The 23,628-nt window shown below is 53.5% G+C and carries 17 protein-coding genes; 11 read left to right on the top strand and 6 right to left on the bottom strand.

Annotated features, from left to right (window positions below):
* Positions 1-33: 33 nt before the first annotated feature.
* Entirely contained in the window at positions 34-1,329 is a 1,296-nt protein-coding gene (locus tag LJ739_RS02820; RefSeq protein ID WP_229157086.1) for an HlyC/CorC family transporter, read from the top strand.
* Here the strand turns inward: LJ739_RS02820 and LJ739_RS02815 are convergent, their stop codons facing one another.
* Together LJ739_RS02815 and sixA are read right to left on the bottom strand one after the other, a co-directional pair.
* Positions 1,330-1,515, bottom strand: coding sequence for a hypothetical protein (locus LJ739_RS02815; RefSeq protein WP_229157085.1), 186 nt, complete (start codon positions 1,513-1,515; stop codon positions 1,330-1,332). It abuts the gene before it with no gap.
* 71 nt (positions 1,516-1,586) lie between these two features.
* Positions 1,587-2,066 carry a phosphohistidine phosphatase SixA gene (gene sixA, locus LJ739_RS02810; RefSeq protein ID WP_229157084.1) on the bottom strand — a complete coding sequence of 160 codons (480 nt, stop codon included), beginning with the start codon at positions 2,064-2,066 and terminating at the stop codon, positions 1,587-1,589.
* A 272-nt stretch (positions 2,067-2,338) separates the two neighbouring features.
* Here sixA and LJ739_RS02805 point away from each other — a divergent pair, with 272 nt between their 5' ends.
* Entirely contained in the window at positions 2,339-5,098 is a 2,760-nt protein-coding gene (locus LJ739_RS02805) for an insulinase family protein (protein ID WP_229157083.1), read from the top strand.
* A gap of 243 nt (positions 5,099-5,341) precedes the next feature.
* Positions 5,342-9,790 (top strand): EAL domain-containing protein, encoded by a 4,449-nt coding sequence (locus LJ739_RS02800; RefSeq protein ID WP_229157082.1) that lies wholly within the window; start codon positions 5,342-5,344, stop codon positions 9,788-9,790.
* Here the strand turns inward: LJ739_RS02800 and LJ739_RS02795 are convergent.
* Positions 9,787-10,197 (bottom strand): hypothetical protein, encoded by a 411-nt coding sequence (locus LJ739_RS02795; protein WP_229157081.1) that lies wholly within the window; start codon positions 10,195-10,197, stop codon positions 9,787-9,789. The genes LJ739_RS02800 and LJ739_RS02795 overlap by 4 nt on opposite strands.
* 169 nt (positions 10,198-10,366) lie before the next feature.
* Here LJ739_RS02795 and LJ739_RS19020 point away from each other — a divergent pair, with 169 nt between their 5' ends.
* The gene (locus tag LJ739_RS19020; protein ID WP_267494135.1) at positions 10,367-10,501 is read left to right on the top strand and encodes a hypothetical protein; all 135 of its coding nucleotides are present in this window, start codon (positions 10,367-10,369) and stop codon (positions 10,499-10,501) included.
* A 104-nt stretch (positions 10,502-10,605) separates the two neighbouring features.
* On the opposite strand, the gene LJ739_RS02790 is transcribed toward LJ739_RS19020, so the two are convergent.
* The 3 genes from LJ739_RS02790 to fadI all read right to left on the bottom strand — a co-directional run bounded on the left by LJ739_RS02790 (position 10,606) and on the right by fadI (position 14,449).
* Positions 10,606-10,803 carry a hypothetical protein gene (locus LJ739_RS02790; RefSeq protein WP_229157080.1) on the bottom strand — a complete coding sequence of 66 codons (198 nt, stop codon included), beginning with the start codon at positions 10,801-10,803 and terminating at the stop codon, positions 10,606-10,608.
* A gap of 186 nt (positions 10,804-10,989) precedes the next feature.
* A complete protein-coding gene (gene fadJ / locus LJ739_RS02785) occupies positions 10,990-13,128 on the bottom strand; it encodes a fatty acid oxidation complex subunit alpha FadJ (RefSeq protein WP_229157079.1) in 2,139 nt (712 codons plus the stop codon).
* Positions 13,129-13,138: 10 nt separating this feature from the next.
* The gene (gene fadI / locus LJ739_RS02780; protein WP_229157078.1) at positions 13,139-14,449 is read right to left on the bottom strand and encodes an acetyl-CoA C-acyltransferase FadI; all 1,311 of its coding nucleotides are present in this window, start codon (positions 14,447-14,449) and stop codon (positions 13,139-13,141) included.
* A gap of 351 nt (positions 14,450-14,800) precedes the next feature.
* On the opposite strand from fadI, the gene LJ739_RS02775 reads away from it, so the two are divergent.
* The 7 genes from LJ739_RS02775 to LJ739_RS02745 all read left to right on the top strand — a co-directional run bounded on the left by LJ739_RS02775 (position 14,801) and on the right by LJ739_RS02745 (position 23,627).
* Entirely contained in the window at positions 14,801-16,027 is a 1,227-nt protein-coding gene (locus tag LJ739_RS02775; protein WP_229157077.1) for a threonine/serine exporter family protein, read from the top strand.
* A 643-nt stretch (positions 16,028-16,670) separates the two neighbouring features.
* Positions 16,671-17,627 (top strand): AAA family ATPase, encoded by a 957-nt coding sequence (locus tag LJ739_RS02770; protein WP_229157076.1) that lies wholly within the window; start codon positions 16,671-16,673, stop codon positions 17,625-17,627.
* A gap of 12 nt (positions 17,628-17,639) precedes the next feature.
* Positions 17,640-18,587: a DUF58 domain-containing protein gene (locus LJ739_RS02765; protein WP_229157075.1), complete on the top strand. Its 948-nt coding sequence runs from the start codon at positions 17,640-17,642 to the stop codon at positions 18,585-18,587.
* A complete protein-coding gene (locus LJ739_RS02760) occupies positions 18,584-19,084 on the top strand; it encodes a DUF4381 domain-containing protein (protein ID WP_229157074.1) in 501 nt (166 codons plus the stop codon). The genes LJ739_RS02765 and LJ739_RS02760 overlap by 4 nt, the downstream gene beginning before the upstream one ends.
* Positions 19,077-20,084, top strand: coding sequence for a vWA domain-containing protein (locus LJ739_RS02755; protein WP_229157073.1), 1,008 nt, complete (start codon positions 19,077-19,079; stop codon positions 20,082-20,084). Before LJ739_RS02760 ends, LJ739_RS02755 begins: the two co-directional genes overlap by 8 nt.
* Positions 20,077-21,924, top strand: coding sequence for a vWA domain-containing protein (locus LJ739_RS02750; protein ID WP_229157072.1), 1,848 nt, complete (start codon positions 20,077-20,079; stop codon positions 21,922-21,924). Before LJ739_RS02755 ends, LJ739_RS02750 begins: the two co-directional genes overlap by 8 nt.
* A complete protein-coding gene (locus tag LJ739_RS02745) occupies positions 21,924-23,627 on the top strand; it encodes a BatD family protein (protein ID WP_229157071.1) in 1,704 nt (567 codons plus the stop codon). Before LJ739_RS02750 ends, LJ739_RS02745 begins: the two co-directional genes overlap by 1 nt.
* The last annotated feature ends 1 nt before the right edge of the window (position 23,628 follow it).

Below are 23,628 nucleotides of genomic sequence, written 5' to 3'. Positions count from 1 at the left end.
TTAGTCCTGATTAATAACCCAAAGGATCCCTAGTTGGACGACATATCGACGGGAACATTATTCCTGTTACTCGCAATCCTGATTCTGCTCTCGGCGTATTTTTCCAGTTCTGAAACCGGCATGATGTCGATCAACCGGTATCGTCTCAAACACCTTGAAAACGAAGGACATCGCGGTGCCGGACGTGTCGCACGCTTGTTGCAACGCCCCGATCGGCTGATTGGTCTGATCCTGATTGGCAACAACCTGGTCAACATTGCCGCAACGATGATCGCCACGTACCTGTGTGTACGCTTATTCGGCGATGTGTGGGGACCTGTGGTGGTGACGTTTGGACTGACCTTTGTGATCCTGATTTTTGCCGAAGTTACACCCAAAACGCTGGCCGCCCTTTATCCTGAGCATATCTCCTTTCCGAGCTCCTTTATCCTGCTGCCCATGCTGACCATACTGTACCCTTTCGTATGGCTGCTGAACGGCATCTGTAACAGCCTGTTGAAGCTGCTACGCATCAACCCGATGGGTAACGACGAACAAAACCTCAGCCGAGAAGAATTGCGTACCGTGGTGTACGAAGCGGGCGCGCTGATACCCAAGAAGCACCAGGACATGCTGGTCAGTATTCTGGATCTGGAGCAGGTCACCGCAGAAGACATCATGGTCCCCCGTACCGATATCGTGGCCATTGACATTAATGATGACTGGAAAGACATTCAGAGACAGCTGGTAAACGCCCAGCATACCCGCGTTTTGCTGTACCGGGATTCGATTGATGATGCGGTGGGCTTCGTACACGTCCGCGATGCCCTGCGGCTGTTATCTAAAGACCAGTTCACCAAAGCCAGTTTGCTGCGCGCCGTGCGGGAGATCTATTACACCCCTGAATCCACGCCACTGCACACGCTAATGTACAAGTTTCAGGCCTCCAAAGAGCGTATTGGCCTGGTGGTGGATGAATATGGCGATATTCAGGGGCTGGTAACGCTGGAAGACATCCTCGAAGAAATCATCGGTGATTTCACCACCAGCATGCTGCCGGATCATTCCAAAGAAGCCCATATTCAGCAGGACGGTTCGGTGTTGGTGGATGGCAGCGCCAACATTCGTGAATTGAACAAGGAAATGGACTGGCAGTTCCCCACCGAAGGTCCCAAGACCCTGAATGGGTTGATCCTGGAGCACCTTGAAGACATCCCGGATGCCAACATCAGTCTGCGGGTCGCCGGTTACCCGATAGAAATCGTCGAAATCAAAGACAACATGGTAAAAACCGTGCGCGTTATGCCCGATTATTACGTGACACCATCAACGGACACGACTGACAACTGATCAGTCGATGCCATTGCGCTTTGCGCGGTTTAGCAGAATGTCGCGTTTGATCTTTTCGACGTTGTCATTCAATCGCGATAAGCGATCGAAAATGCGCTGCAATTCCGGATCATTGGACAACTCATTGGCGTTCACATGATCCTCTAACGCTTGTTGTAAAAACGCCGGTAGGCTTTTGCTTGACATGGTACCTCTCTCCTCTTGTGTCTTTATCGGACAACAAGACGAAAGCTGAAGGATTTTTCAGCAGGGTAAATTCACTCTGGCGAGTAGGTTTCCCGCCATGTGCCGCGCCCCTTGTCGAGGTCATATTCCACCACCGCAATATCACCGGTACCAAACAACAGGCTGACATGCTGATGGCACAACTCATCGAGCAGGTAGCTGACCAGTGGCAAATGACTGACCAACAGCACGTGCGCATTGGTATCCAGGTCTGCCAGTACGGTATCCAGAAAATCGTGGGTGGTGCGGGGATCTGCGCCCGGCACCAAATCAACACAGGATTGAACCTCAACGGCCTGCACATGCCGGGTCAATTGTTGGTAGGTTTCCTGGGCTCGGGTGTAGGGGCTTACCAAGGCCAGAGACAGCGCGCTGTTACCTTCGCGCAACTGGCGCTTTAACCAGCGCCCTCCCTGACAGGCCTGATGCTGGCCCCACTCGGTCAGTTGTCGTCCCTGATCATTCTCAAAACTGGGCTCTGCGTCACCATGACGCATGATGTAGATATGCATGTACAGCAACTCACGTTCGCTTACTCTCAGCCTAGGACAACATCGTCTATCGTGCCAGAGCGTTCTGAGTGCCAAAGCATACGTGATATACCCGTGTGAGTGAACACAAACACAGCGAAAAAATACCCCCACGATCGCACCGGTAAATCTTTTTACCAGCGCAAAAATCCGACCACTGATTTTTTCCAACAATTAATACTAAGTTCAGGTAACAGCTAACAAAATATGCGTTATGCTAGACTTTTATCGTCGCGTCTAAAGGAAGCTTCGGGTTGTTAACCAGCAACAATGATCCTCGCCAATACCGCCACATTGTCCTGAACAATGGTCTGGAAGTCGTTGTGATCCATGATGCGCACGCCAACAAAAGTGCCGCATCGATGACCATCGGCGCGGGACATTTTTACGATCCGGAAGACACCCAGGGATTGGCTCACCTGCTCGAACACATGTTGTTTCTGGGCAACGAACACTTTCCCCAGGCGAATGGGTTTGATGCGCTGGTCAGTGCACACGGTGGTCATGTCAATGCCTGGACCGGCACCGAGTTTGCCAACTTTCATTTTGACCTCTCCAACGAAGCATTTGAACTGGGCCTTGCCCAACTGGCCGCCATGCTGATGACGCCATTGTTTGATGCTGAGCGGTTAAGCAAAGAAATCCAGGCCATTGATGCAGAATTCAAACTGAAGCTAAAAGACGATCTGCGTCGTCTGTATCAGGTCCACAAAGAAACCTGTAACCCGGCGCACCCGTTCAGCAAGTTCTCGGTCGGGAACCTGGAAACCCTGGCCAAGGATGACATCGAAACCCTGCAGAATAAACTGCGGGCTTTTCATCAACGTCACTATGTTGCCAGCAACATGAAGCTGTGTTTACTGACCGCCCAATCCCTGGATACGGTCAGCGAATGGGTGCATCGTCTGTTTGCTGCACTGCCAGACAGTACCTTTATCCGGCACACCGACTGGCCACCGCTGTACCTGCCCGAACAGTTGGGTATCAATATTGCCATCAAGCCGATCGTTCAGGCTCGACGTCTGATCATCAGCTTTGCCCTCAGTGAAATAGAATCCAGCTACCGCAGCAAACCGGTTGCATTGCTCAGCCATATCATTGGTGACGAAGGCCCCGGCTCACTGCTGGAACATTTCAAAGCCAGCAACTGGGCAACCAGCCTGAGCGCCGGTGGTGGCATACAGGGGCACAATTTCAAAGACTTTAACCTCAACCTGCAGCTGACCGAAGAAGGACTGCAACACGTTGATGACATTATTGAGTGTGTGTTTGCTTACCTCGCGTTGCTCGACAAACATATCGACGAGCCTTGGCGGTATGATGAAAAGGTACGACTAAACCAGTTAGCACTGGAATTTGGTGAGCATGGCAAAGCCATCGATGAAGTGGCGCACATTGCTGAGCAACTGTTTACCGTCAGCGCAGAGCATGTGCTGGTTGCCGATTGTCTGCTCGATCAACCGGATATTCCACTGGTACGCTATTTCCTCAGCCAGATGAACCCCGACAACATGCGCATCAAGCTGATCGATCCGGATGCGAACTGCGATAAACACGCGCGCTGGTATAACACCCCCTATCGCGTTTCACCGCTAAGCGATGAACAACGTCAACGGTTTCGCCATCCGCGCACCGTTGACACGCTGTGCTTACCACGTAAGAACCCCTATCTGGTCGAGCGTACCACCTGCATTGAGCAGGAACCGCAACACGGTTCTCCCCATCAGTTGATCGACACGTCCGGCATGGCGTTGTGGTTTGCCCAGGATCATGATTTCGGCTTGCCAAAGGGGGATTGCTATGTGTCCTTTGATAACGCCACGACCGCGGCCTCTCTGTCACTGACAACCGCCAAAAAGGTCTGGGTTGCGTTGCAGATGGAGTCATTGACCCAGCGCTATTATCAGGCCGCAATCGCCGGCCTGAATTTCCACCTGTATGCCCACCAGGCGGGGTTCTCACTACACACCAGTGGCTTCGCAGATAAACAACTGGGCTTTCATCAACAGCTGTTGAACGACCTGCGTCAACTCAACACAACGCCGCTGGCGTTTGAACAGATCAAACGTCGTCATTTACAGGCGCTGAAAAACAGCTTACTGAACAAACCCATCAACCGTCTGTTTACCCGCCTGTCGGTGCTGCTGCAACGCAACAGCTACGCCCCGGCGGATTTATTACCCGAGGTTGAACGTTTGCAACTGGCGGATATACAGCAAGTCCATGAGCAACTATTCAGCGCCAGTTTCATCGAAAGCTTTGTTCATGGCGACTGGTCCAGTCACGAAGCCAACGCCTTCGGTCAGTCGTTGCAGCAAGATTGGGACGGTGTCGCCACCGGCCAACGGGTGCCCCGCGATGTGGTTGATTTGCGTGCCCAGCATCGCTATGTGCATGAAGTAGACTGCCAGCAGGATGATGCAGCAGCGGTCGTGTATTATCAGCCTCCCGGGCAAAGCCTGAAAGATGTCGCGTTGACGATCATAGCCGAACAGTTGGTAACAGCACCGTTTTTTCACCACATTCGTACCGAAAAGCAACTGGGCTATCTGGTCGGCAGTGGTTACATGCCGTTTAACCAGCACCCCGGACTGGCGTTGTACATCCAGTCACCGGTCGCCGATGCCTGGACACTGCAGATGGAAATCAAGCAGTTTGTCCGCGAATGTCTGCAAGATCCCCGTCAATTTGTCGACATTTGGCCCAAAGTACAGGAAAGCGTTTATCGACAGCTACTCGAGTCTGACACCACACTGAGTATGAAGAGTCAACGTTTATGGATGGCCATTGGCAACCCTCAGCTCAGTTTCGAACGGCAAAATGAACTGGCAGAGGCTGTACGTTCACTGACCTTTGACGACATCACACGCTATTGTGAGCACCTGCTCAGCGATGAACAGTTTGGTGAGTTGGTTCTGTATTGTCGCGGCAACAAGCAACTTGCCAGCCCGATTGAAGGGCAATCCATCACCGATATCCGGGCATTTAAAAGCAACGCACGTTACATGTTGTAGGCCACGAATGTCGCTGACTGGCGACGATTTGTGCAGTTCTTGCCGACATCGGCAAAAATATCCCCTCTGGGCTTAAAATACCCTTGTAGAGCGCACTGAAATTGGGCATATTGTACCGCTTAGCATGGGTATTTTTCTTCCTGCCCAGATAAAGAATAAGAAGGCAGCTTACTGCCACATAAGGAACACGTGCGCAAACTCTCGGTTTCGACAACATACCGCGTTTGGCTTGGCATCGCTTTGATGCTGGGCATATTGTCCGTATCGCTGCTCCGAACTGCACACGCCAACGTCTCCGATATCCAGTTCAAGCCCCTTTCAGATGCCGAGGGTTTGGTACAAACCGCCATCATTGACATTGCCGAAGACAAGCATGGCTTTATGTGGTTTGCGACCATGGAAGGGCTAAAGCGCTTTGACGGCTATGACATCGTTCAATACCACCACGCCCCTGACGACAGTAACAGTCTGCCAGATGAATTTGTGCGTAAGCTGTTCATCGACAGTAGGCAACGTTTGTGGGTGGGTACATTTGCAGGCATTGGTCGATATCGCCCGCAGACCGACGATTTTGTCACCTACACCACATCCAACAGCGCACTGACCAATGGTCAGGTCTGGACCATTGCCGAAGCACAGGATGGCAGCATACTGGTGGCGGATGCCGAGGGCTTGTACGCTTATCAAGCGGCCAATGATCGTTTTGTCGCCATCTCAGCTACCAATCAGGACATGCCCGCCGACATCCGTCAGATCCTGGCTGAGCCCAAACGCACCTGGCTGGGCACCAACGGCAATGGCATTTTCATGCTCAATGAAGACAAAACCCAATTGTACGATTTGAGTCGGCCAAACCCCTGGGGTCTCAACCTCACGGCCAAGTTCCTGTTCGATCTGAAACGTATCAACGACCAATATTGGTTGGCCACCGAACAAGGTGTGTTCGTGATTGACGATGAACACCGTCTGGTCAGTCACCTGCACAGCAACAGTGATGTCGCCATCGCCGGCGACAATGTGCGCAGCATTACCCAACACCCTGACGGTGAGATCTGGCTCGGAACGACCCAGGGCCTGAGCATCGTTCAACCTTCCCTCAACAGCAGCCTGTCGATTGACGACAGTAACGATGTCAATGTCGGGCTGAGTGATCGGTTTGTGATAAAAACCTATGTGGACACGAATGGCACCCTGTGGCTGGGTACCTATGCCAAAGGGGTGTTGCACTACAACCAACAGTATTCACTGATCCGCCATCACCAGCGCATCAATAATAGCCCCAACGCCCTGTCAGACGATATCGTCTGGGCCATTGAAGAAGGGGCTGAAGGCAACATCTGGATCGCCACCCAAAACGGTGGCATTAATGAGTTTTTCCCCGAGTCGGGGATCTTTCGTCACTTCCTGCAGGATACCAAACACAATATCTGGGACTTTGCCATCGACGATCAGGGACGTTTCTGGGTCGGCGCAACCGGTGGTGTATACCTGTACGAACGTCACGGCGACAAACTGGTCGAAGTGGCCCACATGCTGCGGGGCGAGGTCATATACTACCTGGAATACTTCGAAAACCATGTGTGGATCTCTACCAAAGACGGCGGCATGACCGTGTTTGACACCCAAACCCTGTCACCCCGCTCAGTGGCAATGCCCAACACCAACGTGGTTGAAATGCAGCCGCTGGCAATGGACTCCCGACATAACCTGTGGGTACGTACCAACCTGGGGCTGGCGACTTACAACGCCAAGACCGATCAGTTCAACCAACTGATCATCAGTACCAATACGGAAAAAACCATCTATCTGGGGGTGTTTGAACAACAAGACACCATCTGGGTAGCAACCTCGGAAGACGGTATTCTGGGTCTCGATCCACAAACGTATAAAGTCAAAACCGTCATCAATGACTGGCCACAAACCGCTCGTCACCGGTTTATTAATGCGGTTTACAAAGACGGACGTGTATGGCTGGCAGCGCCCCGCTCTATCATTGAAGTCGATCTGGGCAGTGGCGCGGTTAAAACCAACATCGGCAGCGACCTGCTGGAACAAAACACCCTTAATGAAGGGGCAGCATTGGCAACCCGCAATGGCCTGATCTTGTTTGGTGGCACCGATGGTTTTCACGTCATCAATGCCGAGCGTTTGAACACCAAAGCGATACACACCGCAGAAGCGCCGCTGATCACCGGCCTGAGCATATACAACCGACCGGTCACACTGCGTAGCGAAAAGTCGCCGCTCACAACCCCCATTTACCTGACCGATAAGATTTACCTTGAAAGCCATCACTCACCGTTCAGCCTGTCCTTTTCACAGGTAAACCCGTTGGTACCTGAAGCGCAAAGCTACCGTTACCGGGTAGAGGGTCTGAATGACAATTGGTTAGACGCTGATCCCCGCACCCGGCAGGCCACATTCACCAACCTGATGTTCGGTTCATACACCTTCCAGGTACAAAGCCGCCACGGGGACGGTAGCTGGTCACCGGTACGCGAACTGAACATCGTGATTAACCCGCCCATCTGGCTGCACCGCAATGCCATTATCATGTATGGGTTCTTCGCCTTTTTGCTGCTGGCGTACTGGTTTAAACAATACAAGAGTCGCCGCAACAACCAGATCGCCATTCAGGAGTCTGAAGAACGGCTGAAACTGACCCTGTGGAGCAGTGGTGATGAGCTGTGGGACTGGGATATCTACCGCGGTCAGGTGTTTCGTGCCAATACCTGGGGAACCCTCGATTTTCCTCAGGACGACATCCGCGCCAACAGTTCCTATCAGGCCAATATCCACGCTGACGATATTGCCAGGGTGCAACAGGCGTTACGTGAGCATCTGGACGACAAAACCGACCATTTCCAGGTCACCTACCGCGCCAAAACATTCAAAGGCAACTGGGTATGGTTGCTGGACCGCGGCAAAGTGGTAAAACGGGACAGTAACCAACAACCGGTGCGGATGACCGGCACGTTGAAAAACATCAGTGATTTGAAGCAGGCAGAAGAACAGCTCAAGCTGTTTAAACGGTCTTTTGAGACCATTTCAGACGGCGTATTTATCACCGATACCGATTTCCGATTTATTTCAGTCAATCAGGCTTACTGCCAGTGCACCGGCGAAACCCGTGAGCAGGCATTGGCCAGCTATCTGAAGTTCCACCAGTACCCGGATGCCTTCACCGAAGAAGTCAAAAAGACCCTGCAGCAAAAAGGCAACTGGTTTGGTGAAGTAGAGTCTCGCCGCACCAACGGTGAGAAGTATGAAATGGAACTCAACATTGACGCCATCCATAGCGACAATGGCCGGGTGACCCATTATGTGGGCGTGTTCTCAGACATCACCACCCGTAAGAGCACCGAGAAAGAATTGCTCAAACTGGCAAACACCGACCCATTGACAGAAATGCCCAACCGTTCGTTCTTCCAGGGCAGCCACGGCAACCTTGTGCGCAAAGGTATTCCCCACGCGCTGATTTGCCTGGACATGGATAACTTTAAGAAAATCAATGACTCCCTAGGCCACCAGACCGGTGACATACTGATCAAGCAGATCGGTAAGCGGTTGCAGAAGCTGTCAGGCACCCACTCGACCTGTTACCGTCTGGGCGGCGATGAGTTCAGTATCCTGGTGGACAACCCTGGCGAAATGCACCGCATTACCCATTTCACCCAGCAAATCCTCGACAACATGGCGCGCCCGTTTGTGATCAACAAACAGGAATTTGTCCTCGGAGCCAGTGTCGGTATCGCCTTTTACCCGGAAGATGGTAATACCCCGCAGGAGCTGCTCAAGAACGCCGACACGGCGATGTATTTCGCTAAGAACGCCGGCGGCAACAAGTACCAGTTCTTCAGCGGCGAGATGAACCAGTCAGCAGTACGTCAGTTACAGATTGAAAACCTGATCCGACATGGCCTCAAAGAAGACCTGTTTACCGTGTTCTACCAGCCCAAAGTGGACATCGCGACCGGTAAACTGGTGAGCATGGAGGCGCTGGTACGTTTTGAACACCCTGACAAGGGCATCGTCAGCCCGTCGCAATTTATCCCATTGGCAGAAGAAACCGGTCAAATCGTTGACATCGGCGAAAAGGTCATGGAAAAAGCCTGTATGGACACCAAGCGCTGGGTCGCCATGGGACTGTTCACCGGGCGGGTCGCGATTAACATCTCGGCCCGACAGTTTGAATTACCCGACCTTGATGATCGCATTGACCGGATCCTCAAGCGGGTTGGTTTATCGCCGCTGCACCTGGAGTGTGAAATCACCGAAGGCACATTGATGCAGAACCCGGATCAAGCCCTGCGTATGATGCAGCGTCTGCGTGAGCGTGGCATCCATCTGGCGCTGGATGACTTCGGTACCGGCTATTCGTCACTGGCCTACCTGAAGCGTTTCCCGCTTAACACGCTGAAAATCGATAAAGCCTTTATCGATGACATTGCCAACAGCAGTGTCGACAAACACATGACGGCCGCGATCATCAACATTGCCCATAACCTGGGCCTGAAAGTTGTCGCTGAAGGGGTTGAGCAAGAGAAGCAACTGGCCATTCTGCGCCGCTATGAATGTGAAATGTTGCAAGGTTACCTGTACAGCAAGCCCCTCAGCTCTCCTCGCTTCGAGCGCCTGCTGTCAGAAAACCAACACCTGTCGACACTCATCACCCAGAACGACTATAACTAACCACCAATCAGCAGTTTTGCCGACACCGCCCGGAAATACCCTGCCGCTTTACGCAATAAAATGATCTGCGCATCCGCCTGCTGGTCGAACTTGAGTTGCTCCAGCTCGGCAAAGGCCCGCTCAATTTCCCAGGTTTCCTGCAGCCGTTGCGCCAATGCATGACGTTGTTCGTCGTCCAGCAAACCCTCCATCACGGCGTCAAAATCCTGTGCATGGTGAAATAACTCTTCACATTTGCCATGCGGCACTTCGCGCTTTTGCAGGCTGTCTGCTGCATCCACCAGCACCTGTGCGACGCTGTTTAAATAGTCAGCGCTGCGTTCACGCTGTTGCTGCTGTTGCCCTTTTACATCAACCCCTACATCCCAAAGGGTTTTGCCAATCGACAATATGGCATCGATGATCATCGCCGTTCTCCTTGAGTAACCGGCTAAAGTATAGGCGCTTTCCTGCTCAAACGAGGATTGGATAATTTTTTTCTGCTTTTTGTTCACTCTGGCACGCTCTTCGCAACCTACTGAGCGCTGACAATTTATTGTCGGTCAATATTCTAATAAAATTCAGAGGTAACCAATCATGTTGAAAGCTTTTGCAGTAGCACTGGTGTTAAGCAACACGACTCCAACATTGGACAAGCAAGCTGATAGTGCTAAAGCTCCCGAGCAAAACAAGCCTGTTGTGACTGAGCGCTGGAAGCCAATTCGTTTCTAAGCCGTTGCGGCCCACGATTCGGACAATATTAAGGATGATACATGAGCACAGGTTGCTCGAGGATTTTCAAAAGAGAGGCTTTGCCTCTCTTTTTTTATGCCGCGTCAGGCGCGTAGATAGCCGTTTTGAAAGCCAATCGATTGACGCAAACGGACCTGTTGGCTGATGCCGAACATGGGTAGCAGGAATGGGCCACACAAGAATCCTGCCAGCGCCCATTTTTTGGCGGGCATGGCATTGCGAAATGCTTGTACGTAAAAAAACAAACTGCTCAAACTGGCGATTATCAGGGCAACAATCATGCGACTACCTACCTCTTACTGCTTCTGGTTAGCATCACTGCAACGACGATGTACTGATCCGTCAAGGGGGGCAAATTATAGCCACTGAACGGCAAATAACCAGAACTTTTATGCCGCACAGACAAAAAAGCCGGGAAAACCCGGCTTTTTTAACATCTTACTAACAAACCTCACGTCATCCGTGGCTTACGAATAGAAACGCTTATCATTTTCTGCCATATCACGGAGGATTTTTGCCGGCGTAAACTTGTCTCCCAACGTGGTTGCGTAATGCTCCAGACGCTCAACCATGTGCTTGGCCCCCAGGCTGTCCATGTAACGGAACGGACCGCCCAAGAACGGTGGGAAACCAATGCCGAAAATAGCACCGATATCGCCATCGCGAGGACTACGGATAACCCCTTCCTCCAGACACATGGCCGCTTCATTAAGCATCATCATCACACAGCGTTCGGCAATCTCTTTACCCGACATAGAGCTGTTGGGGCTGATACCCAGCAGGGTGTAGATGGTAGCATCGACCTCTTTACCCGGCTTTTTGCCACTATAGTCGTAGAAACCTTTTTTGTTCTTCTTACCTTTACGATCGTCGGCCAGCACTTTGTCAAACGCGTCCGCTGACTTGAAGCGGTCACCAAACTGCTCCATCAGGATTGGAATGATTTTGGTACCCACATCGATACCCACTTCATCCAACAGCTTGACCGGGCCAACCGGGAAACCAAATTTCACCAGCGCCTTGTCAATATGCTCGATGGGTTGGCCAGTCAACAACACATTGGCGGCTTCGTTCATGTAAGGCGCCAGAATGCGGTTAACGTAGAAACCGGCCCCGTCTTTGACCACGACCGGCGTCTTGCCTTGTCGGCGGGCAAAATCGACGGTGGTAGAAATGGTTTGATCCGACGTTTTTTCGTGGGCAATAACTTCAGCCAGCGGCATTTTGTCCACCGGCGAGAAGTAATGCAGACCAATCACCTGTTCCGGGCGTTTGGCTTTCTCTGCGATCTGGCAGATTGGGATCGACGAGGTGTTGGACGCGAAAATGGTGCCTTCATGACAGTTGGCTTCCACATCAGCAACCATGGCCTGCTTCAGACCCACATCCTCGAACACCGCTTCAACCACGATGTCGGCGTCACCAAAGCCACTGTAATCGGTGCTGCCGGTCAGCAATGCCAGTTGTTTCTGCATTTGCGACTTGAGCATAAAGCGGCGCTTGACCTTTTTGATCAGCAAATCATAGGAGTACTTCATCGCATTGGCGATGCCTTCAGGACGAATGTCCTTGATCCGTACCGGCAGGCCCGCCTTGGTCGCGGTCACAAAGGCGATACCGCCGCCCATTAAGCCGCCGCCAAGCACACCCACTTTGCTGAGTTTGCCAGGTTCAACGCCCTCAACGCCGGTTTCTTTTTTCATTTCCGTGGTGGCAAAGAAAATGTTGCGCAGTTGCTCCGACTCCGGGGTCATCACCAGCTCACCAAAATGGCGAGCTTCAATGGCCATGCCCTTTTTCAGCCCTTTGCTCAGACCGGTTTCGATGCAGTCGATGATTTTTTCCGGCGCCGGATAGTTACCTTTGGTTTTACTCAGGGTTTGTTTGCGCGCCTGATTGAACATCACGTTACGCCCAACCGGGGTTTTCTCCAGGAACTTGCCCATCAGGTTCAGCTTGGGCTGACGAGGAGCAGGCTTCTTACCTTTGGCCGCCAGTTCAATCGCCACGTCACGCAAAATGGTGTGTGGCACCATGTCGTCGACAATGCCGTATTTGCGCGCTTGTTTGGCGCGTACCGGCGCACCAGTCAGCATCATTTTCATCGCCTGCTGCACGCCGATAAGACGTGGCAGTCGCTGGGTACCACCGCTACCGGGTAGCAGACCCAATTGCACTTCAGGCAGACCCAATTGGGTTTTGTCGCTATCGCTACAGACCCGATAATGGCAAGCCAGCGCCAGTTCCAGACCGCCGCCCAGCGCCGGGCCATGAATTGCGGCTACCACTGGGATGCGCATGTCTTCAATGCGCTGGAACATGTCCTGACCACCTTTAGAGATGGTTTCGGCGTCCTGCGCAGTTTTACACGCTGCCAACATGGAGATGTCGGCACCGGCAACAAATGAGCTTTCCTTGCCGCTGATCAGCACCACACCCTTGATCGCGTTATCCGCCTCGATTTTATCCAGCATTTCACCGATCTGCTCGGCGAACTCAATTTTCAGGGTGTTCATGGACTCACCGGGCACGTCCATGGTCAACACGGCCACGCCATTGTCCAATACGTCCAGGGAGAACGCGCTGTTTGTCGTTTGTTCTGTCATGGAGTTCTCCTTATTCGGTTTCAACGATCATGGCGGCACCCAGGCCACCGGCAGCACAGGCGGTCAACAGACCCGTACCACCACCACGGCGATTCAAATCATTCAGCATCTGGGTGATCATCCGTGTACCGGTTGCTGCAAAGGGGTGACCATAGGCAATGGAGCTGCCCATCTGGTTGAATTTGTCCATGTCAATTTCACCGGTCGCCTTGCTGCGGCCAAGTTTTTCCTGGGCAAATTTGTCACTGGCAAACATCTTGATGTTGGCCAGGGTCTGGGCAGCAAAGGCTTCATGCATTTCGATCAGAGTCAGATCGTTGAGCGTCATACCGGCGCGGTCCAGTGCCATCGGTGTGGCATAGGATGGTCCCATCAACATGTCTTCCCACACATCAATGGCAGCAAACGCGTAGCTGCGGATAAAGCCAAGGGGCTTGTAACCCAATGCCTTGGCCTTACTTTCGGTCATCATCAATACTGCCGACGCACCGTCGGTCAATGGGGTCGCATTCGCCGCGGTCACGGTACCGTGCTTACGGTCAAACACCGGACGCAATTTAGCGTAGCTTTCCAGCTTGCTGTCAAAACGAACGTTGTTGTCTTTATCCAACGCACCTTTAAACGGTTCTGCATAGGCAGTCATCACTTCGTGACTCAGATGACCGGCTTCCCAGTTTTGCGCCGCGAGAGAATGAGAACGGTGCGCCAGGGCATCCTGATCAGCCCGGCTGATGCCGTGAGATTTGGCCATCTGCTCTGCCGTCTGTCCCATCGACAGGCCAGTAGAATATTCGGCCACGGCTGGGGGGACGGGTAACAAATCTTTCAGGCCAAGCTTTTTGATCACTTGCCACTTTTGCCCCAGGGTCTTGGTTTTTTGCAAATCAACCAATGCCCGGGCCAGGTTCTTGGAAACACCGATGGGTGACACGGAGGTGGAATCTGCACCACCGGCTACACCAATTTCAATGTTGCCGGCCATCATCGACTCAGCAATGTTGACGGTCGATTGGAAACTGGTGGCACAGGCGCGGGAAACACTGTAAGCGTCAGTGTGTACGTTCATGCCGGTGCCCAATACGATTTCACGGGCGATATTCGGGGCTTCAGGCATCTGTACAACCTGACCGTACACCAGCTGGTCAACCAACTTAGGGTCAAGGTTATTGCGGGTCAACATTTCGTTGACGACCATTTTGCCCAAGTCAACGGCCGGTACACCGTGGAAATAGGTCGCCATTTTGGCAAACGGGGTTCGCAGACCTGCCACAATGGCAATGCGGTCTCCGTCTCGGGTTGTCACTGTTTGCTTAGCCGACATTCGCGGTCCTCTATGGTTTTGTCAGAGTGGTCTGACCTGTTAGATGACTGTGGATTTTACAGACTGTTAAAGAAATTTCAAATTTCTTCACGCCCTGCCCGTCAGTCGCTGGCAACCTCAGTCCTGAAAAAGGAGTGTAGACCATCGTGCGTTCGCACACCGGCATGCTTTGAAATCCCGTAACGGACACCCCGTCGAACGGTTATCAATGGATGAATAAAACTTATCCCACAGGGCTAGAAATTGTGCATTGCATCAGCCTTGCACAGTCCCTACAATCCGCGCACTATTTAAGCAGGTCATGGTCAAAATCCGTGATCTTGGTTTTGTTGTTGAATAAGGTACTGCGCGTTGAACACCGCCGAATTTATCCAGATCCGAAAATTTATCGTGAAGCTGGGAAAAATGCTCCACAAGTATGGGACCCCGGCTTTTCGTCTGGAAGCCTACCTGACCGAAGTGGCCACCTATCTGGGGGTGCACGCTTCCTTTATTTCAACGCCGACGTCATTAACCTTTGTTATCTGGAGTGACAAACACGAGGACGAGTACACCCACGCTGCCCGCTTACAGCCCGGCGATCTGGACATGAACGCGTTGTCACTCACCGATGAGCTGGCCAGTTCGCTGTTGGCTGGCAAGCTGACCCTGGCCGATGCCGACGCACGGTTGTCTGAAATTGATGCCATGCCCAGTTTATACGGCAAGTGGATCACCGGCGGTGCGTTTGGTTTGTCGACCGGTGCCTTCGCCATGTTGATGGGGGCCAGCTGGCCGGAAATTTTGTGGTCCGGATTGCTGGGGCTGGTCGCCTATCTGTGGACACTGTGGTCCATGCGTTCCAAACGGGTCCATTTGATGCTGGAGCCGGTGACGGCATTTTTTGCCGGCGTTCTGGCCTGCGCCATCAGCCGTTACCTGGATCCGGGGATCAATATCCCGCTCATTGTGCTGTCCTCGGTGATCGTGTTCGTGCCCGGCCTGGCGCTGACCATGGGACTGGCGGAACTGTCATCCCGGAACATGGTTTCCGGCACTGCGCGGGTCATGGACGCGTTGATGCAGTTATTTAAACTGTATTTCGGCGCATTTCTGGGCGTTTCGGTAGGGTTCAGTATCTTCGGCGAAAATGTCTATCGTCCGGCAGAATCCTTGCCTTATTGGGCCACCTGGCTGTCAGTATTTCTGTTGTGTATTGCCTTGGTTGCCATCTTCCGTACCCGTCTGAAGCACCTCCCCTGGGCCATGGCATCCGCGTTTATCGCCTACAGTGCCACCGCGTGGAGCTCGGAGTACCTGGATCAGGGGCTCGGTGCCTTTGTCGGGGCGTTTGCCTTGGGTGTGTTTGCCAACGCCTTTACCCGCATAGTCAATCAGCCATCAACCATTGTTGCTATGCACGGTTTGATTGTGCTGGTGCCGGGCTCAAAAACCTACATCGGGCTGAATTCCTTTATCTCAGGACAGGATTTTGTCCAGGCCGACCACGTTGGTCAGGAGGTTTTCCTGATCTTTATGTCATTGGTGGCCGGGTTAATCTTTGCCAATGTGGTGATGCCGACCAAGAAGGCGCTATAACGCAAGGGCTTTCTCGACTGTACTTGTCCGGCTGAGGCGCCCTTTGGCCCACACAGTGCTATTGACATAACACGACCGTGTGGCTTGGTACCAGCCACATCATCCACGATGTGTTGTTATCACTCTTTGAGCGGTCTTTTTGCGCCGCTAGCGCCGAACAGCACTGCATCTCTCCAACTTCAAAGAACAAAACGTCGCGATAAGGCGAATGTTTTCCTTTGCTACGAGACTACACGTTAGATAGGAGAACAAATTGTCGCGATAAAACACGATGAACTGCCCATACATCGCGTTGAGCCCGCACAGCAGGGAACAAAACGTCGCGATAAGGCGAATGTTTTCCTTTGCTACGAGACTACACGTTAGATAGGAGAACAAATTGTCGCGATAAGACACGATGAACTGCCCATACATCGCGTTGAGCCCGCACAGCAGGGAACAAAACGTCGCGATAAGGCGAATGTTTTCCTTTGCTACGAGGCTACACGTTAGATAGGAGAACAAATTGTCGCGATAAGACACACGATCAATTTGTTCGAAATTTGTAACATTGTTTTTCGTACGGGGAACCCTATATAGGGTAGCATGGTCTGTAACCGCAGACGTTGTAACCACGCAGTGAAAGAGGATAGATAACAACAATATGGCAGCTCAAGCATTTCAACGATTGCAAGCGTATCTGGACAGCCAGGTGCTGGGACAACACACCCTGACACACAATATCCTTATTGCCCTGTTAGCCGACGGTCACTTGTTGGTTGAAGGTCCTCCCGGACTGGCCAAGACCCGTGCCGTTAATGCCCTGGCCAATGGCCTGGAAGGCGACTTTCACCGTGTCCAGTTTACCCCTGACTTGCTGCCTGCCGATCTGACCGGTACCGACATTTACCGACCGGAAACCGGCCAGTTCGTGTTTCAGAAAGGCCCGTTGTTTCACAATCTGGTATTGGCGGATGAAATCAACCGGGCACCAGCCAAGGTCCAATCGGCATTACTGGAAGCCATGGCGGAGCGACAAATTACCGTCGGTAACACCACCTATCCGCTCCCAGAACTGTTTCTGGTCATGGCGACCCAGAACCCGATTGAGCAGGAAGGCACCTACCCGTTGCCAGAAGCCCAGCTTGACCGCTTCCTGATGCACCTCAACATTGACTATCCCGGCGCGCAGACAGAGCTGGAAATATTGCGACTGACCCGCAATGAAGCGCTGGGCAACGACAGCACCTCGCCCGTTCCGATCAGTCAGGCGGACATTTTTGCTGCCCGTAAAGCCCTGCTGGAAATCCATCTGGCCGATAGCCTGGAAACCTACCTCGTTCAGCTCATCATGGCGACCCGCGAGCCCCTGCAGTACGACGACCAGTTGGCCCGCTGGATTGAGTTTGGTGCCAGCCCTCGCGCCACCATCGCACTGGACAAATGCGCCCGCGCCAATGCCTGGCTACAAGGACGGGATTTTGTTGGTCCGGACGATATTCAGGCGGTATTCCATAACGTATTGCGCCACCGGGTGCTGTTATCCTATGAAGCAGAAGCGGAAGGGATCACCACGGACCAGGTACTGGACCGCATTCTGCAGCTTGTTGCCGTACCGTAAACGGAGGTCTCGATGCAGGATACGGCAACCTGGCTATCGCAGCTTCATGCCGATGGTGTGCATTTAAATATCCAGCAACTGGTCTATTACCAGGCCAAAACCGCATTGCTGGATTTGCGCCCGCGGCGAACCATTCAAGCCAAACTGGCGGGTAGCTACCTGGCCAAAACCAAAGGCCGGGGAATGGAATTCGATGAGGCACGCCATTACCAACCCGGCGATGACATTCGGGCGATTGACTGGCGAGTCACCGCCCGTACCGGTAAAACCCACACCAAGCTTTACCGCGAAGAGAAAGAGCGTCCCATTTTCGTGCTTGCCGACCTCAGCGCCGGCATGCACTTTGGCACCCAATTGTTGTTCAAGTCCGTTCAGGTCGCTCACCTGACCGCCCTGATTGCCTGGGCGGCACGGGCCAGGGGCGATCGCATTGGCGGTCTGATTTTCAATCAGCACCAACACCGCGAATACAAGCCGTTGACCCGGCAAAAAGCCGTCTTATCCATGCTGCATGGTTTACTGGACTTACACGACCCCGCGCATCATGCAGACACAGCCAGTGATGTGTTCACCGATGCCTGTGCCCGACTGCGCCGCCTGGCAAGACCCGGCAGCCTGGTGTTCCTGCTCAGCGATTTTCATTACCTGAGTGACGCGGCACGCCAGCACCTGGGACAATTAAGTCGCCATTGTGAATTGATTGCCTATCCGGTCAGTGATCCGTTCGAACATCGCCTACCCGATGTTCCCGTTCCCACCGAAGTGGCCGTCACCGACGGTAAGGTGCGTCAGCGACTGATGTTGGGGGAAAGCAACACGGCCGAAACCTACCAACAGCAGCATCGTGCCCACTTCGCCCGCATTCAGGATCATTTGCAACAATGCCGGGCCCAGGTGATCCCGATCAGCGCGGCACAACCACTGTCAGACCAATTGCGTGTGCAGGGGAGACGGCGATGAACCCGATGGAACAGCTTAAAGACATACATGTACCCGCCGACGTTTCCTGGTGGCCGCTGGCACCGGGGTGGTGGGTGCTGTTGGCCATCCTTGTGCTGAGCATCGTGGCACTGATCGTTTGGCAGGTTCGCCGTTACCGCCACCGTCGCGCACTGCGCCAGGCGCTGGCTGCACTGTCGGCCCTGCGTCCAGAACAGGACGACTGGCCAGTGCAGGCCTACCAGTTGGTGAAACAACTGGCCTTAAGCTACTACGCGCGGGAGGAAGTGGCCGGATTGTATGGCGCCAGGTGGTACCGTTATCTGGCCAGTGCCCTGCCCGGTAGCGAACAGACCACATTTATATCGACCATGGAACAGTTGGGCAATGCTCAGTACCAGCGTTCCACTCAGCCGGTGGATCACCCATCCACCATTGCTCAGCTTCAACGCTGGTGTAAACGGGCGGTGAAACACCCCCTGCAACAAGCGCCATTGGCAGGAGGTGAACATGTTTGAGTTTGCCTGGTGGTGGGTATTGTTTGCCCTTCCCCTGCCCTTACTGGTCCGTCTGTTGCCGGCCAAACGCAAGGCCCAACAGGCCGCCCTCAGGGTACCGCATCTGCAAGGCGAGTTTGAGCAGGTATCTCGCACGCAAGCCACGTCCAAACGACGGGCCAGCCTGGTGTCACTGATTTGGCTGGCGCTGGTGCTGGCCGCAGCGCGTCCTCAATGGCTGGGCGACCCGGTCAGTATTCCGGCCGAGGGTCGAGACTTGATGATCGCGGTCGATTTGTCCGGCAGTATGAAAATTGATGACATGGTGGTCAATGGCCGTCAGGTAGACCGTTTAACCATGATCAAAAGTGTACTGCATGATTTCATCACCCGTCGGGTTGGAGATCGTCTGGGTTTGATCCTGTTCGCCGACACCGCTTATCTGCAAGCACCATTAACCTATGACCGCAGTACAGTAGCAACCCTCCTCGACGAGTCCGTGATTGGTCTGGTGGGTGAACAGACTGCCATTGGTGATGCCGTTGGTCTGGCGATAAAGCGCTTTAACACCCGAGAAAACAGTAACAAAGTCTTGATATTGCTTACCGACGGGCAGAATACCGCCGGGAACATCACCCCAGAACAGGCCAACGAACTTGCGATTAATCATGACGTTACCGTGTATACCATCGGTGTTGGCGCCGATCAGATGATGGTGAAGAACTTTTTTTCTACCCGCATGATTAACCCGTCTCAGGATCTGGACGAAAACATGCTCACCGAATTGGCAGAGTCCACCGGCGGACAGTATTTCAGAGCCCGCGACGCTCAGGCACTGGAAGACATTTATACCCGTCTGGATGAGCTGGAGCCCATTGCCCGGGAAAGCCGTCAGATGCGTCCCTTGCAGGCGCTGTTCTTCTATCCACTGGCCTTTGCGCTACTGCTCAGCACATTGCTGACACTGCCGATGGTGTGGCGAGCCCTGCGTCGTGCAACAAGGAGTGCTGCCCATGCCTGATTGGAGCGCTTTTCACTTTATCCGACCCGAGTGGTTTTTCGCCCTGTTACCGCTGTTAATCATCGTACTGCTGTTGCGCCGCGTCCAACGACAACAGACCGGATGGCAAGGGGTATTGGCACAACACCTCTACACATCACTGATAGAGCGTCATTCATTTGCCCAACAGCGTTCGACCTATGGGTTGTTGGCGCTGGGTTGGTTGCTCAGTGTGCTGGCACTAGCCGGGCCAACCTGGGAAAAACTGCCCCAACCGGTGTATCAGTTGCATACCGGCAAAGTGGTGGTGATCGACATGTCGCTGTCGATGCGGGCCACCGATGTCAGTCCTGACCGGTTAACCCGTGCCAAGTACAAAGCCATTGATCTGATCAACGCCATCAGTGAGGGTGACACAGGGCTTGTGGCCTATGCCGGTGATGCCTTTACCATCAGTCCGCTCAGTGCTGACGGACAAAACCTCACCACTCTGCTACCCAGCCTGAGCCCCGAAATCATGCCGGTGCCAGGTAGCGATCCCTACAGCGGACTGCAAAAAGCCATGACGCTGCTGGAAAATGCCGGATACCAGCAAGGTGAGATATTCTGGATCACCGATGGGATTGAAATGTCACAACTCAAGGAACTGACCCAATTGGTGCGCAATGCCCCTTATCGCTTATCAGTGCTGGGCGTTGGCACTCAGGATGGTGCTCCCATCAGCCAGGCCAACGGCGAATTACTCAAAGACGCCACCGGCGCGATTGTGATCCCGAAACTTAACGCTGATCGCCTGCAAACCTTGGCCAATGTGGGCGGTGGTCGCTATGCACCACTGCAGGCTGATGACAGTGACATCGACTATCTCACCACCCAACAATTGTTGGACCGTGAGACCGAGAAAAACCCGGACGAGGAAAAACCACAAGGGGATACCTGGCGGGAAATGGGGCCGTATTTACTGCTCCTGCTGCTGCCCCTCGCCGCCTATGGTTTCCGCCGCGGGGTATTGTTCGGTGTTGTGCTGTTGGCAGGCTTACCGCTGAGTGCCCCACCCGCTTCGGCTAACGTGTGGGACGATTTATGGAAAACCGGCGACCAGCAAGGTGCCGAGCATTTCCAGCAACAGCAGTTCAATGACGCTGCTGCCGATTTTGACAATCCGATGTGGCGCGGCAGTGCCCAGTATCGCGCAGGCGATTTTGAGGCCGCTGCCAACAGCTTTGCCCAGGCAAACACCCTGGAAGGCCGCTACAACCTCGGCAATGCCCTGGCCCAACTCGGCCAGCTAGATGAGGCTATCGCTGCCTATGATGAGGTGCTTGAGCAAGACCCTGAGCATGCCGATGCCGCTGCCAACAAAGCCCTGTTGGAGCAAATGAAGCAACAACAGGAGCAGCAGGAACAACAAAATCAACAGGGTCAGCAAAACGACCAACAGCAGCAAGATCAACAACAGGATCAACAACAAGGCGAACAGCAGCAGGATGACAGTGACGGGCAATCGTCACAGCAATCCCAGCAACAACAATCCGAAAGTGATCCTGAGCAACAACAGGACCCGCAACAGGACTCATCCGAGACGCAGCAACGCCAGGATCAACAAGAGCAGCAACAACAAGAACAACAGCAAGCTGAACAGCAGGGAGAGGAAGACGAGGCCCGCGAGCAACAAGCTGAGGCTGCCCAGGCGCAACCACAGGAAATGACCGACGAACAACGGGAAAACCTGCAACGGATGGAAAACCTGTTGCGCCGGGTACCGGATGATCCCGCTTACCTGTTAAAACGCAAAATGCTGCTTGAAAATCAGCAACGCAAACGTCAGCGTTTACCCGCCCCAACCCAGAGGAATTGGTAGTGATAGCACAACGCATGCTCCCTTTGATTGTACTGATGATGAGTATGACTGTCGTCGGCAATGCTTTGGCCAGCGTCACCGAAGTGACAGCAACCGTGGACAAAAATCCCGCCATGATCGACGAGTCCATCACCCTGACAGTCACGGCCAACGGCGACGCAGACCGGGACGCGTTTGATCCCAGCCCATTGCTGAACGATTTTGTGGTCGGCCGCACATCGGTCAGCAGCCAGACTCAGATCATCAACTTCGACACCCAGCGCAGTACCACCTGGCGGACCATTTTGATCCCACGTAAGGAAGGCCGTTACACCATTCCCTCATTTGAAATCGAAGGGCAAAAAACCCAGCCCATCAATGTGATGATCGTGCCGGTGTCGGCCAATCAGGCAGCCAAAGGCCGGGATTTGTTTGTCACCACATCGGTTGAAAACAACAGCGTGTATCTGCAACAGCAAATTCACTATACTGTGCGTTTGCACATTGCCCAGGATTTGCAGCGCGGTAACCTCAGTGAACCACAAATGCAGGGCGCTGATGTGCGACAGGTGGGTAAAGACCGCGAATTCTCCGACTTAATTGACGGCCGACGTTACCGCATCATTGAACGCACCTTTGCCATCATTCCACAACAAAGCGGCACCTTTACCATCAACGGTCCGCTGTTCGAAGGCGAAATCATCGACAATGCCCAGCGCAGTTTCGGCTTTTTTAACCGTACAAAAACGGTCAACCGGGTCGGTCCTGCGATTGACGTAACGGTTAAACCCATCCCCAACGATGTGACCGGCCACTGGCTACCCAGCGCAGCGGTGCAATTGCACGAGGAGTGGCAACCACAAAACACCGTGTATCGGGTCGGCGATCCCATTACCCGAACACTGACACTGACTGCTGAAGGGTTGGTCGAAGAGCAGTTGCCGGCCATCGAAAGCCACTATCCGGACTCGGTAAAAACCTACCCCGACCAGGCAACCACAGCAACGGTCGAGCGGGCCAATACCCTGATCGCGCAGCGGGTTGAAAACATTGCCCTGATTGCCAGTCAGCCTGGCACCATAACGTTGCCAGAAGTGACCGTACCCTGGTTCAATGTGGTGACCGAACAAACCGAATATGCCACCCTGCCGGCGCGTACCCTGACCATCGAACCGGCACTGGTAGATAACAATACCCCGGCTCTACCCGGCATCGATGTGACCGCCCCGGCGCAACAAGCCCCCGCACAACCCGATAACGCAGCATCCCCGCACACGGCAGTGCCACCGGCACCACAGTGGTGGTCAGTGAGCAGTTGGGCACTGCTGGCCCTGTGGCTGGTAACCCTCTTCGCCTGGCGCGTGCACGCGACAAAACGTCCAACAGCCGTGGCGAAGGAGAATAAGACAACGGTACAGGTATCCCAACCCAACCTGTCCAAGGCGTTGGCCAATAATGATATTGAACACATCATTCCGGCATTAACCGAGCACCTGGCCCAACTGACCGGTCAGCCGCAGCAATCCTTGCCCCAGAGTTTACAGCGCTTGGGTCACGCAGGGCTGCAGCAGGCGGTAAATGACATGCTGGCCAGCCGTTATGGCAATGCCCCACAGCAGTGGCAAAGTGCTACACTGCAGAAACACCTTAACGACGTACAACAACAAATCAGTGCCAAGACGCAACCGCACAGCGGCCTGCGCCCCTTGCACCTGATACAATAAG

This window comes from Fluctibacter halophilus (genome assembly GCF_020687825.1).
GTDB lineage: Bacteria > Pseudomonadota > Gammaproteobacteria > Enterobacterales > Alteromonadaceae > Fluctibacter > Fluctibacter halophilus.
This window is presented reverse-complemented; position numbering and strand designations above follow the sequence as displayed.

Excerpts from the sequence above, each read along its gene's own strand:
- LJ739_RS02815 (WP_229157085.1), bottom strand. The coding sequence starts at position 1,515 with ATGTCAAGCAAAAGCCTACCGGCGTTTTTACAACAAGCGTTAGAGGAT.
- sixA (WP_229157084.1), bottom strand. The coding sequence starts at position 2,066 with ATGCATATCTACATCATGCGTCATGGTGACGCAGAGCCCAGTTTTGAG.
- LJ739_RS02800 (WP_229157082.1), top strand. The coding sequence starts at position 5,342 with ATGCTGGGCATATTGTCCGTATCGCTGCTCCGAACTGCACACGCCAAC.
- LJ739_RS02795 (WP_229157081.1), bottom strand. The coding sequence starts at position 10,197 with ATGATCATCGATGCCATATTGTCGATTGGCAAAACCCTTTGGGATGTA.
- LJ739_RS19020 (WP_267494135.1), top strand. The coding sequence starts at position 10,367 with ATGTTGAAAGCTTTTGCAGTAGCACTGGTGTTAAGCAACACGACTCCA.
- LJ739_RS02790 (WP_229157080.1), bottom strand. The coding sequence starts at position 10,803 with ATGATTGTTGCCCTGATAATCGCCAGTTTGAGCAGTTTGTTTTTTTAC.
- fadJ (WP_229157079.1), bottom strand. The coding sequence starts at position 13,128 with ATGACAGAACAAACGACAAACAGCGCGTTCTCCCTGGACGTATTGGAC.
- fadI (WP_229157078.1), bottom strand. The coding sequence starts at position 14,449 with ATGTCGGCTAAGCAAACAGTGACAACCCGAGACGGAGACCGCATTGCC.
- LJ739_RS02770 (WP_229157076.1), top strand. The coding sequence starts at position 16,671 with ATGGCAGCTCAAGCATTTCAACGATTGCAAGCGTATCTGGACAGCCAG.
- LJ739_RS02765 (WP_229157075.1), top strand. The coding sequence starts at position 17,640 with ATGCAGGATACGGCAACCTGGCTATCGCAGCTTCATGCCGATGGTGTG.
- LJ739_RS02760 (WP_229157074.1), top strand. The coding sequence starts at position 18,584 with ATGAACCCGATGGAACAGCTTAAAGACATACATGTACCCGCCGACGTT.
- LJ739_RS02755 (WP_229157073.1), top strand. The coding sequence starts at position 19,077 with ATGTTTGAGTTTGCCTGGTGGTGGGTATTGTTTGCCCTTCCCCTGCCC.
- LJ739_RS02750 (WP_229157072.1), top strand. The coding sequence starts at position 20,077 with ATGCCTGATTGGAGCGCTTTTCACTTTATCCGACCCGAGTGGTTTTTC.